This window comes from Flavobacterium sp., assembly GCF_003525665.1.
Lineage (GTDB): Bacteria > Bacteroidota > Bacteroidia > Flavobacteriales > Flavobacteriaceae > Flavobacterium.
Window position 1 is genome coordinate 5,685 of record NZ_DQDX01000180.1, and the last position, 16,730, is coordinate 22,414.

Consider the following 16,730-nt stretch of genomic DNA (forward strand, 5'->3'; position numbering starts at 1 on the left):
TTTTTCAATTGCCTTGGGTTTAAACCCAAGGCAATTGAAAAAAGATTGTAACGAAAAGCAGGAATTGCCATTACTGAAAATGCCCAAGCCATTCGCTTCTAAATATTGAAATTTAATTTTGAAATTGGCATTGCCATTGACTTTAGTTATATTTGCGCAAATTATAGTTTTACGATGAAGAATTTAGTAGAAGAATTGCAGTGGCGCGGATTGGTTCACGATATTATGCCTGGCACAGAAGAGCAACTTTTAAAGGAAATGACTACGACGTATATTGGGTTTGACCCAACGAGCGATTCGTTGCATATTGGGAGTTTGGTGCCAATTATTTTATTGGTTCATTTAGAAAAATTCGGACATAAACCTATTGCTTTGGTTGGTGGCGCGACTGGTATGATTGGTGATCCATCGGGTAAAAGTGATGAGAGAAACTTGCTAGACGAGGCTACTTTGGATAAAAATGTTGCCGGAATAAAAGCGGTTTTGTCTCGATTTTTAGATTTTAATTCGACTGCAGCAAATGCACCAGTTTTAGTGAATAACTACGATTGGATGAAGGATTTTTCGTTTATAAATTTTGCGCGCGATGTGGGTAAACGCATCACTGTGAATTATATGATGGCGAAAGATTCGGTTAAAAAACGATTGGCTGGCGAAGGCGAAGGAATGAGTTTTACCGAATTTACGTATCAATTGATTCAAGGATATGATTTTCATCATTTGTATAAAGCGCACAATTGTTTGTTGCAAATGGGCGGAAGCGATCAATGGGGAAATATTACTACTGGAACCGAATTAGTGCGTAGAATGAATGGAGAAGGTGCAAAAGCGTATGCTATGACTTGTCCGTTGATTACAAAAGCTGATGGTTCTAAATTTGGAAAAAGTGAAGGTGGAAATGTTTGGTTGACTGCCGATAAAACTTCGGTTTATAAATTTTACCAATTTTGGTTGAATACTACCGATGTTGATGCTGAGAAATACATTAAAATCTTTACGTTTTTAGATAAAAATACGATTGATTCTTTGATTGCTGAGCATAATGAAACACCGCATTTAAGGGTTTTGCAAAAGCGTTTGGCTGAGGAAGTGACTACGTTTGTTCACGGAAAAGAACAATTTGAAAAAGCGGTAGAAGCATCGAAAGTGCTTTTTGGAAATCCAACGATGGAAGATTTAAAACAACTTGATGAAGCTACTTTCCTAGAAGTTTTTGAAGGTGTTCCGCAAGCAGAAATTAAAATTGCTGATGTGGAAGTTGGAATAAATATTGTTGATGTTTTAAACGAAAAATCGGGCTTTTTTAAATCGAATGGTGAAGCGAGAAGAGCTTTGACTGCCAATTCTATTTCGGTTAATAAAACAAAAGTTACAGAGGAATTTGTATTGTCGTTGAAAGATTTAATCAACAATGAATTCGTTTTATTACAAAGCGGAAAGAAGAATTATTTTGTTTTGCGTGTGATATAATTTCATAACTTTACTTTATAAATTTTTATAATATGGAAACACAATTTTTGACAGATGAAAAAGGAAATAGAACTGCTGTTTTATTGCCTATTGAAAAATACAACAGACTTATTGAAGAATTAGAAGATCTTGAAGATGTTAAATTGTATGATGAAGCCAAAAAAAATGATGATGGTTATAGAATTTCTATAGACGAAGCTTTTAGAATTATTGAAGAAAAACGTAAACAAGCCAAATAATGCCTTACATTATTGAAGTTAGAAGAAATGTTTTCAAATCTTTAGGCAAAATAAACGAACCTTTTTATACTGCTATTAAAAATGCCATATATGATTTAGCAGAAAACCCAAGACCACAAGGTTACAAAAAGTTAAAAGGAAGAACTGGTTACAGAATTAGAGTTGGAAATTATAGAATTATTTATGAAATTTTTGACGATATTCTTTTAATTGATGTGATTGACTTAGGACATAGAAAAGATATTTATGAATAAAATCCCAATTTTTAAATTGGGATTTTTTTTATTCCTTAAAATTGATTTCTACCTTATTAGATTTATAATTTCCTTTAATGAAATTTTCGTTTTTCATGATTGCTTCTAGTTCTTCTTTAGTCAGTCGGTCTTGAAATTCGCTTTTCATTAATGTCAATTCTAGTTCTAAAAAGTACTTGTGATTTTCATCAAAATAATATTCTAAATCGTGACTTTTTATGTAGCGTTTTTTGTCCCAATTTATTTGTTGAACAAACTGTTTTGTTTCATTCGGTTTTAAAACAAATATTGAATTCATAATAGCTTTGTTGTTTTTTTGCCAAGCATATTGTGGATCTGAATTTATTTTTTCGTATTCTAATTTTATAGAATCTCTTCTGTTCTTAAGATATTCGTCTATACTTTGTTGATTGAAATCTTTGGATGTGAAAACAACTCTATTGCTAGTAAATACTTGCCCAAGGTCAATAGGAGTTTCGTTTTGATACAAGCGATACGTTGGAACATATTGCATGGAACTTGCCGAACTCGGAATGAATTTTTTCGGGTTTAAAAAGAACGAAACTTCATTATTCGACAAGTTCTTAATGTGATAAACTATTGTAAATTCTCGGTCACGATATTCTTTAGAATCCTTAGAAGTAATCGAGTCTATTTTAATTTCAATAGGACGATTTTGGCTGAACGACCAAAAGCTTATTAGTAGAAAAAGTAGTTTTAATTTCATGAGTTATTCTTTAAAATTGATTTCCATTTTGTTTGAAAGAATCGTTCCTTCTAAAAAATTAGGATTGTCTTTCATCTTTTTATATTCTTCTTCTGGGAAAAAATATTGAAAGTCTTTTTTGTAAAGAACCATCGATAATTCTAGGTAATAGGGTTCTTTTTCGTCTATGTAATATTCTAAATCGTCTACTTTATAATACCTTCTTTTGTTCCAATAAAATGTTTCGGTTAATGATCTAACTTCTTTTGGTTGAAAGGTATGGATTGAACTTTTTACGTAGTCAAAATCATTTATTTTTCTTCGTTTTTCAATGTCATTTTTTAATTTTAAAGTATCTATTGGTTTTATTTTGTAGCGATTCTTAATTATCTTCCCTCTTTCTTCGTCAGTTTTAGCATAATTTAAACTGTCTAAATACATCATTTGATCTAAGTTTTTTTCCAAAATATTCAATCTTATGTAGTTCTCATTTTCTACAATTACTGAATATACTTTTAACACATTTACATCGGGATAAAAGTTGGTCATAGGATAAGAACAATTTATAAACTTCACTTCTTTGTCGGATGTGTTTTGAATATGATAGTTGACTGTAAATTTTCTAATATTTGTAAGTGTATCAATTGATGTTATAGAATCAATGACGATTTCGAGTGGTTTTTGACCAAATGAAAGTGATGAATACAGTAGAAAAAGGATAATTCTTAGTTTCATGCTTTTATTCTTTAAAATCAATTTTCATCTTGTTAGAAACAAAATCGCCTCGAATAAAGTTCGGATTTGCATTTATTTTCACCAAATCTTCCTCAGATAATTGGTCTTTGAACAGGTTGGTTTTTAAGTCCAAAATCAGTTCAATTTCAATGTTGTTGTTTTCGTCTAGATAAAATTCTAAATCGTCGTTTTTGATAAATCTATTCTTGTTCCAAAGTGTTTTTATCGTGAATGATTTTGTTTCTTTTGGTTTTAGAGTTATGATGTTGTTGAGCAATTTTTGTCGTTGATAAATCCATTGAAAATCTTCACTTTTTCCGCCTTCGTCTTTGTATTTTTTGTAAAAGTACTTTCCGACATAGGATTGTTTAGTTTGAATTTTAGTTATCAATTTTTTCGCTTCTGCAGATGTTTTGTCTTCTATTTTGGCGTATTCTAATTCGTCTTCGGTTTCATATTCAAAAAAGGGTCCGTCCATATCTTCAAACACTCCGTTTTGATACATTCTATAAACTGGATAAAGTGTAAGCGAACTAGCAGTATTGGCAATCAACGCATTTGGAAGCAGAAAAAACGAAAGTTCTTCAGATGTTTTATTTTCTATCTGATAATTAATATGATATTCGGTATTGGAAGCAGAAATATCGTCGGTTGTAATAGACGTAATCGTAACTCCAAGCTTTGGATTTTGAGCTACAACAGAAAACGAAATAAGGAATAGAAAGTAAAATAATCGCATAGACAGTGGCTTTGAATTTATCTATAACGAAGAAAGGAAAAATTTATTACAAAACCATTAAATTACAACCACGAATATCAGAATTATCAAATCTGCCCAAAACTTCAAAGGAATTATTTGGATATTTTTTGCCCAAATCTTGTGTAGCAATAAAGGAACACGAATTGATATTTGCCAAATCAATGACATTTATTCCACCAGTTTTTCCGGTTTGAACATAACTTAAAGCATCTTCTGTGTCGCGAATTAAGATGTTCATCCAGTTGGGACATTCGAAAATTCCTTCGCCAAGAGAATACGCTTGCGATAACAATTCGGTCATTCCATATTCGGAGTGAATGCTGGAAACTCCAAATCCGTTGCATAATATTTCATGTAATTCTTCGCGGATGATTTCTTTTCGTTTGCCTTTCATGCCACCAGTTTCCATGATGATGGTGTTTTTTAATTGAAAGTTTTGTTGTTCAATTAAATCCAATAAAGCATAAGTTACTCCAATTAAAATCACATTTTGTCCAGACGAATCTAGTTCTATTACTTTGGAAATAAGTTCGTCGTAATTGTGTAAATAAAATCCGCTGTGTTCGTTGTTGGAACTTTCAATTAAATCTTTCACCATGTAAATTAACGACGAACCAGAACGTTCTAAATAGGACGGAAGCAAAGCCAAAACAGCATAATCTTCTATGTTTCCGTAAAATTCTGAGAAGGCATTTCGATAACTTTCTTCGTACAAAGTTACATCGGTGATTAAATGTTTACTAGTAATCATTCCAGTCGTTCCGCTACTTGTAAAAGTTTCCTGAATAGCTTCTGAAGAAGATAAAACGTCATGACTTTTAAAAAACTGAATGGGTAAAAACGGAATTTGTTGTAATGATTTCACACTTCCTTTTTCTACTTTCAATAATTCGCAAAACGAACGATATACAGCGTTGTTTTCGTATTGAAAACGAAATACTTTAAGCGCTATTTTTTCAAATTGCTTTTGGTTGGAAATAGTGAAAATATCGTGAGGAGTAATCATAAATTGTATTAGATTCTGAAACAATCCCAAAGTTTCGGGACAGAATGACAAAAGTACTAAAAATAAAAAAGCCCCAACAATGTTGGAGCTTTTAATATTTTGTCATTCTGAATTTATTTCAGAATTTAGAATTTAGTATTATCTGATTACTAATTTTTTAGTAGCCGTTTTTCCTTCTTCTGTGATTTGAACCATGTAAACTCCAGAGTTTAAGTTAGCAACATTAATTGCACTTTCTGAAGTTGTAGTGTTTAAAACTTGTTTTCCAACGATGTCAAAAACAGTTACTGTTCTTTCAGCATTAGCATCTGTAGTGATGTAGAAAATACCATTTTTAACTGGGTTTGGGTAAACGTTTAATCCAGAGATTGTGTTTTCACCAACAGCTAATGGTGCAGTTGTAGTAGTAACATCATTCCATGTTAAACCAACTCTTACTTCATCAATTTGCAAAAAAGGAGTATCTGTTGCTGAACCTTGTCTGAATAACAGTCTAGAAACAGATGTTAAATCTGATCCTCCAGCATTTGTGTGAGAAGCTAATGCTGTTGGTTCTGATCCACCTATTGTTGGATTTACCCATAGTTTAGCAACATCATCACCTGCAGCGGCATTAAAAGTATAACTAAGAACTACTAAATATGTTGTGTTAACATTATAAGCAGTAGAAGAAAAAACTGTATTTGCAGCTGTAGTTCTTGCATTTGTACCTATGTTGAAAGTCGTAGCATCAATTTTTTTAATCCAAAGTGTGCTTCCAAAACTACTTGAAGTTCCTTGAACAAGTCCCATGTAGTAACCACCAGTTGTGCTAGTTGTTGCAGCTAAGTCAGTTACATTTAAAAGGAATGAATAATAAACAGTATTAGCAGTTTGAGAAGCAAAATCCTTTCCTGCATCAATACCTGCGCCATCGAATGTTAATTTATTGCCAGTTGAAGCTGTTAATCCTGTGTAGCTTAAACTTCCAGTACCGATCAATAAATCGTCTCCGGTATTTATTGCAACAACGCCTGGTTGAGTTTGAAAAGTAGCACCAGCAGTGTAATTAAAACCTTCGTAAAATGGTAATGGTTGTTGAGCAATTGCTGAAGCAGTTACAATTGAAAATAATAAAGAGTAAATTTTTTTCATTTTTTTTAATTTAATTTTAGACGACAAAGGTAGCGACAATTTTTAAAATTAAAAATTATCAAAGTAAAAAAAAAGTTAAATCTAGGTGATTTAACTATCTGACTATTAATTTTCTAGTAGCGCTTGCGTCACCTTCTTCAATCTTAATGATATAAACACCAGGATTTAAAGAGGAGATATTTAATTCTCTTGAAGTTAAAAGCGTTTGTAGTACTTTTTTTCCAAGCACATCAAAGATGGTTACTTGTTTGTCTTCGTTGTTTTTTGTAGTAATGTAAAGTTTTCCTGTAGTTGCAGGATTAGGGTAAAAATTAAGTCCTTCAATAGTGTTTTCTTGCACTCTTGAAGAGGTCTTTCCATCTTGAGCCACTACAGAAGTAGTAGAAAGAAAGATGAAAAACAGAATACTATATAGGTAATTTTTTGTCATGAGTACAATTTGGTTAAAGCAAATATATAAATTAGTTTTCAAATACAATGCCAAAAGCAAAAAAAAATCCCTCGATTTGAGGGATTTTAATATTATTTTAAGAATTTTATTATAATCCTGTAGACCATCCAGCAGCCCATGTTGGAGCAGTAGCACCATTTCCTGCACCAGTTGCAGTTGTAGTTTCGTCTGCTATTGTTGTAACAGTTGCAGAACCTCCAGCAGTAGTTTTACCTTTAGCTTTGTTTGTTACGTCAGTATATTTAACATTAGTAGCTTTTAAAGTTGTTCCAACGAAAGCGATAGTTTCATCGTGCTCAATATCAAATGCATCACCAAATCCTGTTATGTTAACGTTTGTTAAGATAGCTTTAGTTCCTCTTCTAAATTTGATTGCATCATTTTCAGCATAAATTGTAGAACTTGCAGTACTTCCAGGTCCAACTAATGTTAAGTTGTTGATTGTTGGGTTAGAGATTGGAGTGTTAGCAAATCCAAATTCGTAGTTATCAGCTTCAATTCCTCTGTTTCCTTTTCCGAAAGAGATTTTACCGTACCAGTTTGTGTTTGTACCATTCCATCCTTCAGTCCAGTCAAATTGATCATCTTCGTTTCCAAAAGAAACTAAGTTAGATGTATTTACAGTTCCACCGAAAAATTCAAATCCGTCATCAGAACCGTGGAAAGCTTGAACATATTCGAAAACAGTTCCAGAACCAACTCCAAATAATGAAGCACCATTAAATTCTTTAGCAGCACTAAAGTTAGCACCAGTATATTCTAATCTTAAATATCTAATAGAACCAGAATTGTCATTAGCAATTGTACCACCATAAGTTAAATCTGCAACTTCAGATTGTGCAGTACTTGTACCACCAGAAACAGTGTTTATTGGAGCTTTACCGCAAATAACTAATCCACCCCAATTTCCTGGAGCAGGCGTAGCAGCACCACTTGTCATAATTACAGGATTTGTAGCTGTACCGTTTACAAATATTTTTCCACCTTGAGCAACAGCAATGTATGCAGCAGTTCCACCAGTAGCTTTAATAACAGTTCCAGCAGGAATAGTTAAAGAAGCACCATCTCTAATTACTAAAGCACCATTTAATTGGTAAACTGTGTTAGCATCAAGTACTACTTCACCGTCATTAATGTTTCCTTTAAAATCTAAAGGATTAACAACGAATGATGATGTTGGTTTTTTATCGTCATCAGATGAACAAGCAGTAAATAAACTACCTGTAATAGCCAAAAGACCGAATAATTTTACAATTGAATTTTTCATTTTTTAAATGTAATTAATAGTTATTTTGTTTATGCAAATTTGAACCTAATATTGTTTAATTGCGTTAAGTGAATGTGATTGTTTGATTAACAAAACTCTACCGTGATGTTAATTTAATGTTTACAAATACTTGATGCTCTAAAAACAAAAAGAGCAGTGATTAAACTGCTCTTTTGTTGTATTATGAATTTTTTTATTAAAATTGATAGTTCATACTCATGCTCAAGTTCATTCCTTTTTTGTATGAAAGTACATTAATGTCACCATTATCGTTTTCTTGAACTCTATCGATAGCAGGATTCAATAAGTTTTTAGCAATTATACCAAAACCTAAATTTTTGTTTAATTTAATTCTAGTGATAAAGTCTAATGATCCGAAAGCTTTATCAACTTGGTTTCCTCTTCCGTTTGTTCCAATAGAGTATACTCTGTCAGAAAAATGAGTGAATGCTATTGTAGACGTTAAGTTGCTTTCTTTATTATTCCATTCTGTCAAGAAAGAGATGTCTGCATTTAATAACAAATCAGATGCTCCAGTTAATTTACTTTCTTCATCAGTAAAATCTACATTATAGTCAGTTTCTTTAATTACTTTTTCTGAACTTAATTCTTGGTTACTGTACAAATATGAAGCATTCAATCCTGCAGAAAGTTTTTTAGCATTTCCATCTTTAAAGTTGAAAAGTACTTTTCTATATTCTAATTCTGCTCCTGCAACGTAACCATAATCTCCAGTGTTTATGTAAGAAATGTCGTTTGTAGAAGATACAATTGTTACCTCGTTTATTGGGTTTTGAATGTATTTACCAAATCCAGTGATAGATATTAATTCTTCGCTCTTAGGGAACATTTCCCATTTGATATCAACATTGTAATCATCTGATTCGTATAAATCTGGATTTCCAATTTTAGTTTCATTTACTTCTTCATAGATGAATAATGCTCTTTCTTTAAATTGAGGCAATGTATATGTTTTACTGAATCCGAAACGTAAATTTTGTTTTTCGTTTAATTCATATTTCATTGTTAAACTTGGTAAAAAAGCAATTTTGTCAAGTTCATCATTATCTCCTACTGGATCTAAAGAAGTATTCCATTCTACTTTTTGCAATAAATATTCAGCTCTTAAACCAAGTACAGCAGTTAATTTATTGAATTTATATTCTGTGTTTAAATATCCACCATTTACAAATAAATCACCATTATAGTATTGCGGTTTCAATGCAATAGGGTTTGAGCCAATTCCTCTAAATGTTGAGATTTCGAAGTATGCATTATTTAAGTTTTGTTGATTAAAGAAAGCATCTAAGTTGTCAACATCTACAACTTCATCTAAGAATGGAGAAAGTGGTTTAAAGTTGAATTGAGTTGCTTCAAATTCTCTTTTTTTCATTCTTCCAGAATATCCAGCTGTAAATTTACCTTTGTAATCTCCTTCAGCATCTTTACTGAATTTGTAATCAACAGATAAGTTAGCTGCAATTTCAGTTTCTGTTAACTCTTGAAAGTATCTGTGATTATTTGCTGCCGATTGACCTAGTAAAATATATCCGTAATCGAATTTATTTAATATGTTTTGAGTTCTATCTGGTTGAGAACCATTAATTGTGTTGTAAGAAACACCCCAATTAAATTTAGAACGCTCAGATAATTTGTGATCACCTAAAAGTTGGTTAATCCATAAAGCATTTTTGTCATATTTGTTTCTTCTAACGAATCCATTATTGTCTTCACCACCATCAACAAAATAACCTAAATAATCTTCTTTAGAAAGTGTAGATGTATTAATGAAAATTGAGTTGAAGTTGATTTTATTATTAGTGTTAATTTTATAACCAACATTTGCCATTGCAGTAACGTTTGTTGAAAAACTCATAGTTTCGAAATCTTCAAAGTCTTTGTTAGCAACTCCAGCTCCATTTATACTTTTAACGCTTCCATCAGTAATTGAATTGTACTCATTGCTGTAACTTACAGTTCCAAAAACGCTAAGTTTTCCTGTTGAACCAACATTATAATTATCACCAGCAGAAATTCCGAAAGAACCGGCAACAGGATTTTCGCTTTCTAATTGTAGTGTGCTAAAGTTGTATTCTGTTACTCCGTTTTTAGGAATTCCAGGATTACTAAATCCGAAACTATTATATCCTTTTTTCAGGTTAAAATTATCTTCTTTGATTGCATTTGTGTTAGCTTTTGAACCAAGATCTATTTTTAAAAACCCATTTCCTTTGTAGTCTTTAGAAACGATATCAACATTTCCTCCAGCAAAATCTCCAAATAATTTACTGCTGTAGATTTTATCAATTGAAACATATTCTACAATATCTGTAGAGAAAATTTCAAGGTTAATGTTTTTCTTTTCTGGATCGTTCGATGGAATTGGCAATCCGTTCATTGTTGTAGAGTTGTATCTGTCTCCAAGACCACGAACAAAAATGTTTCCAGAACCTTCTTGTTTAGTAATTCCAGAAGTTTTGATTACGGCATTGGCAACATCACTAACGCCTTTTCTAGATAATTCTTGTGCTCCAATGCTTTGTTTCATTTCAACAGCATTTTTTTGCTCTGTCAATAAAGCGCTTTCTTTTTCTTTACTAACGACTTTTTGAATTACTACATCTTGTAGTTGGTATCCACCAGAACCTAATGTTTTGTCAATGATTACAGTCTCTCCAGCTTTAACTGTTACTGGAACTTCTATGTTTTCATATCCAACAAAGCTAAACTGAACCACGTAGTTTCCTGGTTCGATGCTTAAACTATATTGTCCTTTTTCATCTGTATTAACACCAATTGTTGTACCTTTAACAACGGCATTTGCATAGGCTAAAGGAGCGTTTTTATCTTCTTTGTCTAAAAGTGTTCCTTTAATAGTTCCTTTTGTTTGTGCAAGTGCAGTTACACTAAAAAGTAATGTTATTAGAAATAATTTAATTTTCATCAGTTGTAATTGTTAAATTTTGGTGCAAAGAACGTATTGCTTTGTAAAGTTCAAGTTACTTGCAATTTATCATTAGGTTTCTTTATTATTACCTTAATGTTACCAGATTAAATTACTGTTAACTCATTTCAATGCATTATTGATATTGTATAAAGTACTATATTTACATTCGCAAAACAACCAATTTTTTGCCCTATGAAAAAAAAAGACATAAAGATTCTATTAGTTGATGATGAGCAAGATATCCTAGAAATTGTTGGGTACAATCTATCTCAAGAAGGTTTTAAAATTGTAACTGCATCTAACGGAAAAGAAGCGATTGCTGTTGCCAAAAAAGAACGTCCACAACTAATTATTATGGATGTGATGATGCCAGAAATGGACGGAATGGAAGCCTGCGAAAACATCAGAAAAATTCCAGAATTAAGTAATACAATAATCACTTTTTTAACTGCTAGAAGCGAAGACTATTCTCAAGTAGCAGGTTTTGATGTTGGTGCCGATGACTATATCGCAAAACCAATTAAACCAAAACTATTAGTTAGTAAAGTAAAAGCATTACTAAGACGTTTAAAAGATGATTCTCCATCTAGTGAAAACTTAAATGTAGGTGGCATCGAAATTAATCGTGAAGAATATAAAATTGTAATGGATGGAAGAGAAATAGTACTTCCAAGAAAAGAATTTGAATTGTTCTATTTATTAGCTTCTAAACCTGGTAAAGTTTTTAAAAGAGAAGAAATTCTTGATAAAGTTTGGGGTAACGAAGTAATTGTAGGTGGAAGAACGATTGATGTTCACATTAGAAAACTGCGTGAAAAAATTGGTGAAGATTTATTTAAAACCATAAAAGGTGTAGGTTATAAATTTGAAATTTAAATCTTTTTTAGATAGCACGTTTGTGAAAGTAAATTCTATACTTAAAAAATAAATAGTAAAGTAGCAAAATAGTATATTTGTCTTTACAATTTCAACTGCAGAATACTGATAACTGAATACTGAGCACTTCATCAATGTCATTAACTTTTAAAAAAACATATCGATTTGCAGTAATATCTACTTTTTATATTACTACTTTTTCTACTGGTTTATTGGTAATATTGTCATTGTTATTTTCTCAATTTTCATGGCAAATGTGTTTGTCATTTGCGGTTGGAATTGGCGTATTCTCTTTTTTTGTGCTGCAATATAGAGTAGAACATTTTATTTACAGAAGAGTTAAAAAAATATACGATGATGTTTCGTTGCTTGATTCTACTACGTTAAGAACGCAATCCATCACGACCGATATGGCAACATTAACTAAAGAAGTTAAAAAGTTTGCCACCGATAAAAAACTTGAAATCGAGAATTTAAAAGTTCGTGAAGAATACCGCCGAGAATTTATGGGTAACGTTTCGCACGAATTAAAAACACCTTTATTTACCGTTCAAGGATATCTTTCTACGCTTATTGATAGCGGAATGAAAGACAAAGAGTTGCGCAAAAAATATCTAGAAAGAGCCGAAAAAGGTGTCGAACGATTGATCTACATTGTTAATGATTTAGACATGATTTCTAAATTTGAAATGGGTGATTTAAATGTCGAATATTCTGAATTTAATATTGTAGAGTTGGTTCAAAATGTTTTTGATTTACTCGAAATGCAGGCCGATAAAAAGAATATTATTCTAATGTTTGATAGAAAATACAACAAGCCAATTAAGGTGTATGCCGATAAAGACAAGATTCAGCAAGTAGTTACCAACCTAGTTGTAAATTCAATAAAATACGGAAAAGAAAACGGCACAACCGAAGTCACTATTGAAGATTTAGTGAAAAGTAAATTGATTGTTCGTGTGCGTGATAATGGCGAAGGAATTGCACAAAATTATATTCCGAGGTTGTTTGAACGCTTTTTTAGAGTTGATAAAAGTGGTGCTAGAAGCGAAGGCGGATCTGGACTTGGATTATCAATTGTGAAACATATTATTGAAGCGCACGACGAGAAAATTTATGTAGAAAGCGAATTCGGAAAAGGCTCTGAATTTTCATTCACTCTCGAAAAGGTGAAATAATTGTTTCCAGTTTACCTCTTGTTTTATGTTGGGCAATCCTTTGTATAGTTGCACTAAAAGCAGGCCGTCAAGTTTAAATTTCTCTTGTCTTGCACTTGGCACTAATCCTTCTTTCTTGTATTTTTTAGCTAAATATTCTTGTTCAAATTGTCCTGGAGTTGGAATGAAAAAGGCTTTCTTTTGTAGCTTTGCTAAATCCATAACGGTTGTGTAACCCGAACGACATAAAACAATTTCACTTTCGTTAAACGTTTGCTCGAGTTGCTCGGTTTGCATGAAATTATAAAACGTGATGTTCTTTATTTGCTCGGATTTTTGCTCGGCTTCTACTTTTCCTTTTATAAAAACTACGTTGTCTTTGTAATTTTCTAATTCTGTAATTAATTTCTCTTCTAAAAATGTACGCTGAGGTTCTGGACCAGAAAGAATCACCATTAATTGGTATTTTACAGGCAATTCCTTTTTTTGTAATCGGCTTAAAATGCCTATGTAAGTTAACTTTAGTTTGGTGCTTTTTAAATGGCCCAGTTTTCCAGTTAAATTCGGAATTTCATTCACATCTGGAATCCAACATTCGGTGAATTTTGAAATGAAATGTTGGTGTAATTTACTAGAAATCCAAGTGGTTTTTCCTGATAAAACAGTAAGTTGATGCGTGATAATAACCGATGGTACTTTTTTACTGTGAACGCCAAGACGGTTGTCTGAAATGATTCCGGCAAGTTGATGTTCTTTGACGATTTTTTTTATTTGTTGCTTTTCTTGTAAAATAGCATAAATCGTTTTTGGACTATTTTTAATTAATTTCCATTTAAAATTTTCTCCTTTTTTGGCATATTCAATATCGTAAGAAGGTAATTCGATGGTTGTTAAATGCGGAAATTCTTTTCTTAATAATGCAAGTGCAACGCCATCGGAAGCTATTATTGGATTGAATCCGTTTTTTTCTAATTCTTGAATTATTGGAATACAACGTGTTGCGTGACCTAAACCCCAATTTAATGGAGCAACGAGGATGTTTTTGGTTTGGTTTTTCAAAGTTTACAAAAATTCAAAATTGATAATTTAATAACCCTGATTGCAGCGGTATCCTTTTCTTTTTTTCTTTAAAAAAGAAAAGATATAGCGAAAAGCAGGAATTACGACGGCAAAAATGCCGAAGCCATTCGTTTCTAATAATATTCAAATATAAAACTAATTTTAATCTTATATATTTCCTTAATTTTGCCAAAACATTAATTTTAGACGTGGGAAGTAAAAATAAGTTAAAGAGATTTAGGGAAAACGAATCGTTTGAGAACGTTTTTCAGCCAACAAGAGAAGAAGTGGTGAGTGACAGTTTTGCGCTCAGAGGCAAATGGAACGCCGATTTTTTCAAGAACGACAATCCGATAATTATTGAATTGGGTTGTGGGAAAGGTGAGTATTCTGTTGGTTTGGCAGAACGTTATCCTGAGAAAAACTTTGTTGGAATTGATATAAAAGGTGCAAGATTTTGGCGTGGTGCAAAAACGGCTGTTGATGACGGAATGCGAAATGTGGCGTTTGTGCGTACTCAAATTGAGCTAATCAACCACATTTTTGCCGATGGTGAAGTTTCTGAAATTTGGATTACTTTTCCAGATCCGCAAATAAAATACAAGAGAACGAAGCATAGAATGACGAATTCGGAGTTTTTGAAATTGTATAAAAGAATTTTAAAACCAGACGGAGTTGTAAATTTAAAAACCGATTCTGAGTTTATGCATGGCTATACGCTTGGATTGTTGCATGGCGAAGGTCACGAGGTTTTGTATGCCAACCATAATGTGTACAAAAACGAAGGTTCGCCTAGTGAAGTTACTCAAATTCAAACGTTTTACGAGAAACAATATTTGGAAATTAACAAAGCAATTACGTATATTCGTTTTAAAATAAAATAACGTCAAGTTTATATTTTCCAATTTTGGAATTTGGAATTTGAAAATTGGAATTTAACAACGGCTGGACACAAAATTGGTGAAGCAGAAATACTGTTTTCACAAATAGAAGATGCCGAAATTCAAAAACAAATAGACAAACTGGAAGCTACCAAAGTTGCCAATAAAGCAGAAAACGCAGTGATAGAGCCACAAAAAGAAACGTCAACATTTGAAGATTTTTCGAAATTAGATTTGCGTGTTGGAACCATTATTGAAGCAGAAAAAATGCCAAAAGCCAACAAACTTTTAGTATTGAAAGTCGATACTGGAATTGATGTAAGAACAATAGTTTCTGGAATTGCAGAACATTTTTCGCCAGAAGAAGTGGTTGGAAAACGTGTTACAGTTTTAGTTAATTTAGCACCAAGAGCATTGCGTGGCGTTGAAAGTCAAGGCATGATTTTGATGACTAATTTACCTGATGGAAAATTGGTTTTTGTGAATCCAGATGTTGATGGAGTTTCTAATGGCGCGTTGATTAGTTAATTTAAAAATTATAACTCCGTCAGAGTTTTGAACTCTGACGGAGTTTATCAATATAAATATGAACCCAAAAATAATAGCCTTCGATGCCGACGATACTTTATGGCACAACGAACCTTACTTTGACGAAGCGCAAGCCAAATTTTGTGAACTTTTTGCCGATTACGCATCCAAGCAAGAAATTTTACAACTAATTTTAAGTCATCAAGTGAAAAACCTTCCTTTGTATGGATTTGGGATTAAAGCGTTTACACTTTCTATGATTGATGCTGCTTTAGAATTGACCAATCATCAAATATCGGGACAAGGCATTCAAAAAATTATTGATATTGGTAGAGATTTACTTCAAAAACCGGTAGAACTTTTACCAGAAGTGGAAGATGTTTTACAACAACTTAAAGGAAAATATAAACTTGTTGTTTCAACCAAAGGAGATTTAAAAGACCAACATAGAAAATTACACGATTCAGGAATTGGACATTATTTTCACCATATTGAAGTAATGAGCGACAAAAAGGAATTGGATTACGAAAAAATGTTACTTCGTCTAGACATCAAACCAGAAGATTTTATCATGATTGGAAACTCTTTAAAATCGGATGTTTTGCCTGTTTTAAATATTGGCGGACATGGTTATCATATTGCTTATCATACTACTTGGGAATACGAAAAGATTGATTTTGAAATTCAACACGAGAATTTTAAATCTTTAGAAAAAATCACTGACGTTTTACCAATTTTACTACAATAATTGAAATATCTGTTAACCGCAAATTCGCAAATTATTCTAAACTGAAGATAAAGAAATTTGTGAATTTGCGGTAAATTATTTTTTTATGAGAAAGAAACTAAATCTCGATACTTGGAACCGAAAAGAGCATTTCTTATTTTTTAAGCAAATGCAAGAGCCGTTTTTTGGAGTTACGACAACAATAGATTGCACCAAAGCTTATTCAAAATCTAGAGAATTGGGGATTTCTTTTTTCCTATTTTATCTTCACAAAACTTTACAAGCCATTAATGAAATTGAAAGTTTTCGTTATCGAATAATTGAAGATGAAATTTATATTTTTGATAGAATTGACGCTTCTGCAACCATCATGCGCGAAGACAAAACGTTTGGTTTTTCCTATATAGAATTTGATGAAAATTTGAAAACATTTGAAACAATCTGCAAAACAGAAATCGATAGAATTCAAACCACAACCGGACTTTTTACAAGAGAATATCCAGAAAATTTAATTCATTTTTCGGCTTTGCCTA

17 protein-coding genes and 1 pseudogene are annotated in these 16,730 nt (G+C 32.1%); 9 read left to right on the forward strand and 9 right to left on the reverse strand.

The features are described 5' to 3' along the window. The first annotated feature begins 174 nt into the window (after positions 1-174). Genes tyrS through DIU01_RS12380 form a run of 3 tightly spaced genes read left to right on the forward strand, consistent with a single transcriptional unit; the run spans position 175 to position 1,963 of the window. A complete protein-coding gene (gene tyrS / locus DIU01_RS12370) occupies positions 175-1,470 on the forward strand; it encodes a tyrosine--tRNA ligase (protein ID WP_290834905.1) in 1,296 nt (431 codons plus the stop codon). A 32-nt stretch (positions 1,471-1,502) separates the two neighbouring features. Next, on the forward strand, positions 1,503-1,709 hold the full coding sequence (locus DIU01_RS12375; protein ID WP_290834907.1) for a hypothetical protein: 207 nt from the start codon (positions 1,503-1,505) through the stop codon (positions 1,707-1,709). After that, complete coding sequence (locus tag DIU01_RS12380; RefSeq protein ID WP_290834909.1) at positions 1,709-1,963, forward strand: type II toxin-antitoxin system RelE/ParE family toxin; 255 nt, start codon at positions 1,709-1,711, stop codon at positions 1,961-1,963. The genes DIU01_RS12375 and DIU01_RS12380 overlap by 1 nt, the downstream gene beginning before the upstream one ends. Before the next feature lie 28 nt (positions 1,964-1,991). Here DIU01_RS12380 and DIU01_RS12385 read toward each other — a convergent pair whose 3' ends face one another. The 8 genes from DIU01_RS12385 to DIU01_RS12420 form a co-directional block, all read right to left on the reverse strand. Continuing rightward, complete coding sequence (locus tag DIU01_RS12385) at positions 1,992-2,690, reverse strand: hypothetical protein (RefSeq protein ID WP_290834911.1); 699 nt, start codon at positions 2,688-2,690, stop codon at positions 1,992-1,994. A 3-nt stretch (positions 2,691-2,693) separates the two neighbouring features. After that, the gene (locus tag DIU01_RS12390; protein ID WP_290834913.1) at positions 2,694-3,404 is read right to left on the reverse strand and encodes a hypothetical protein; all 711 of its coding nucleotides are present in this window, start codon (positions 3,402-3,404) and stop codon (positions 2,694-2,696) included. Positions 3,405-3,408: 4 nt separating this feature from the next. Next, on the reverse strand, positions 3,409-4,143 hold the full coding sequence (locus DIU01_RS12395) for a hypothetical protein (protein WP_290834915.1): 735 nt from the start codon (positions 4,141-4,143) through the stop codon (positions 3,409-3,411). Positions 4,144-4,189: 46 nt separating this feature from the next. Next, positions 4,190-5,170 carry an acyl transferase gene (locus DIU01_RS12400; RefSeq protein ID WP_290834917.1) on the reverse strand — a complete coding sequence of 327 codons (981 nt, stop codon included), beginning with the start codon at positions 5,168-5,170 and terminating at the stop codon, positions 4,190-4,192. Positions 5,171-5,308: 138 nt separating this feature from the next. Next, positions 5,309-6,304, reverse strand: coding sequence for a T9SS type A sorting domain-containing protein (locus DIU01_RS12405; protein WP_290834918.1), 996 nt, complete (start codon positions 6,302-6,304; stop codon positions 5,309-5,311). A 94-nt stretch (positions 6,305-6,398) separates the two neighbouring features. After that, positions 6,399-6,734: a T9SS type A sorting domain-containing protein gene (locus tag DIU01_RS12410; protein ID WP_035127975.1), complete on the reverse strand. Its 336-nt coding sequence runs from the start codon at positions 6,732-6,734 to the stop codon at positions 6,399-6,401. Between the two features lie 109 nt (positions 6,735-6,843). Further along, on the reverse strand, positions 6,844-8,022 hold the full coding sequence (locus DIU01_RS12415; RefSeq protein WP_290834921.1) for a hypothetical protein: 1,179 nt from the start codon (positions 8,020-8,022) through the stop codon (positions 6,844-6,846). A gap of 196 nt (positions 8,023-8,218) precedes the next feature. Further along, positions 8,219-10,966 (reverse strand): TonB-dependent receptor, encoded by a 2,748-nt coding sequence (locus tag DIU01_RS12420; RefSeq protein ID WP_290834923.1) that lies wholly within the window; start codon positions 10,964-10,966, stop codon positions 8,219-8,221. A 195-nt stretch (positions 10,967-11,161) separates the two neighbouring features. On the opposite strand from DIU01_RS12420, the gene DIU01_RS12425 reads away from it, so the two are divergent. Both DIU01_RS12425 and DIU01_RS12430 read left to right on the forward strand, forming a co-directional pair. Further along, a complete protein-coding gene (locus tag DIU01_RS12425; protein ID WP_290834925.1) occupies positions 11,162-11,845 on the forward strand; it encodes a response regulator transcription factor in 684 nt (227 codons plus the stop codon). 134 nt (positions 11,846-11,979) lie between these two features. Beyond that, entirely contained in the window at positions 11,980-13,023 is a 1,044-nt protein-coding gene (locus DIU01_RS12430) for an ATP-binding protein (protein ID WP_290834927.1), read from the forward strand. Here the strand turns inward: DIU01_RS12430 and DIU01_RS12435 are convergent. After that, a complete protein-coding gene (locus DIU01_RS12435) occupies positions 12,997-14,061 on the reverse strand; it encodes a glycosyltransferase (RefSeq protein WP_290834928.1) in 1,065 nt (354 codons plus the stop codon). The genes DIU01_RS12430 and DIU01_RS12435 overlap by 27 nt on opposite strands. A gap of 209 nt (positions 14,062-14,270) precedes the next feature. On the opposite strand from DIU01_RS12435, the gene trmB reads away from it, so the two are divergent. The 4 genes and pseudogenes from trmB to DIU01_RS12455 all read left to right on the forward strand — a co-directional run. Continuing rightward, positions 14,271-14,945 (forward strand): tRNA (guanosine(46)-N7)-methyltransferase TrmB, encoded by a 675-nt coding sequence (trmB, locus tag DIU01_RS12440; protein WP_290834930.1) that lies wholly within the window; start codon positions 14,271-14,273, stop codon positions 14,943-14,945. Between the two features lie 66 nt (positions 14,946-15,011). After that, positions 15,012-15,470, forward strand: a pseudogene (gene metG / locus DIU01_RS12445) (methionine--tRNA ligase subunit beta); the annotation flags it as partial. 58 nt (positions 15,471-15,528) lie between these two features. Further along, positions 15,529-16,218, forward strand: a complete 690-nt coding sequence (locus tag DIU01_RS12450) for an HAD family hydrolase (RefSeq protein ID WP_290834932.1) — start codon at positions 15,529-15,531, stop codon at positions 16,216-16,218. Between the two features lie 85 nt (positions 16,219-16,303). Then, positions 16,304-16,730: CatA-like O-acetyltransferase (locus tag DIU01_RS12455; RefSeq protein ID WP_290834934.1), on the forward strand; the 427-nt coding region annotated here is incomplete at its 3' end.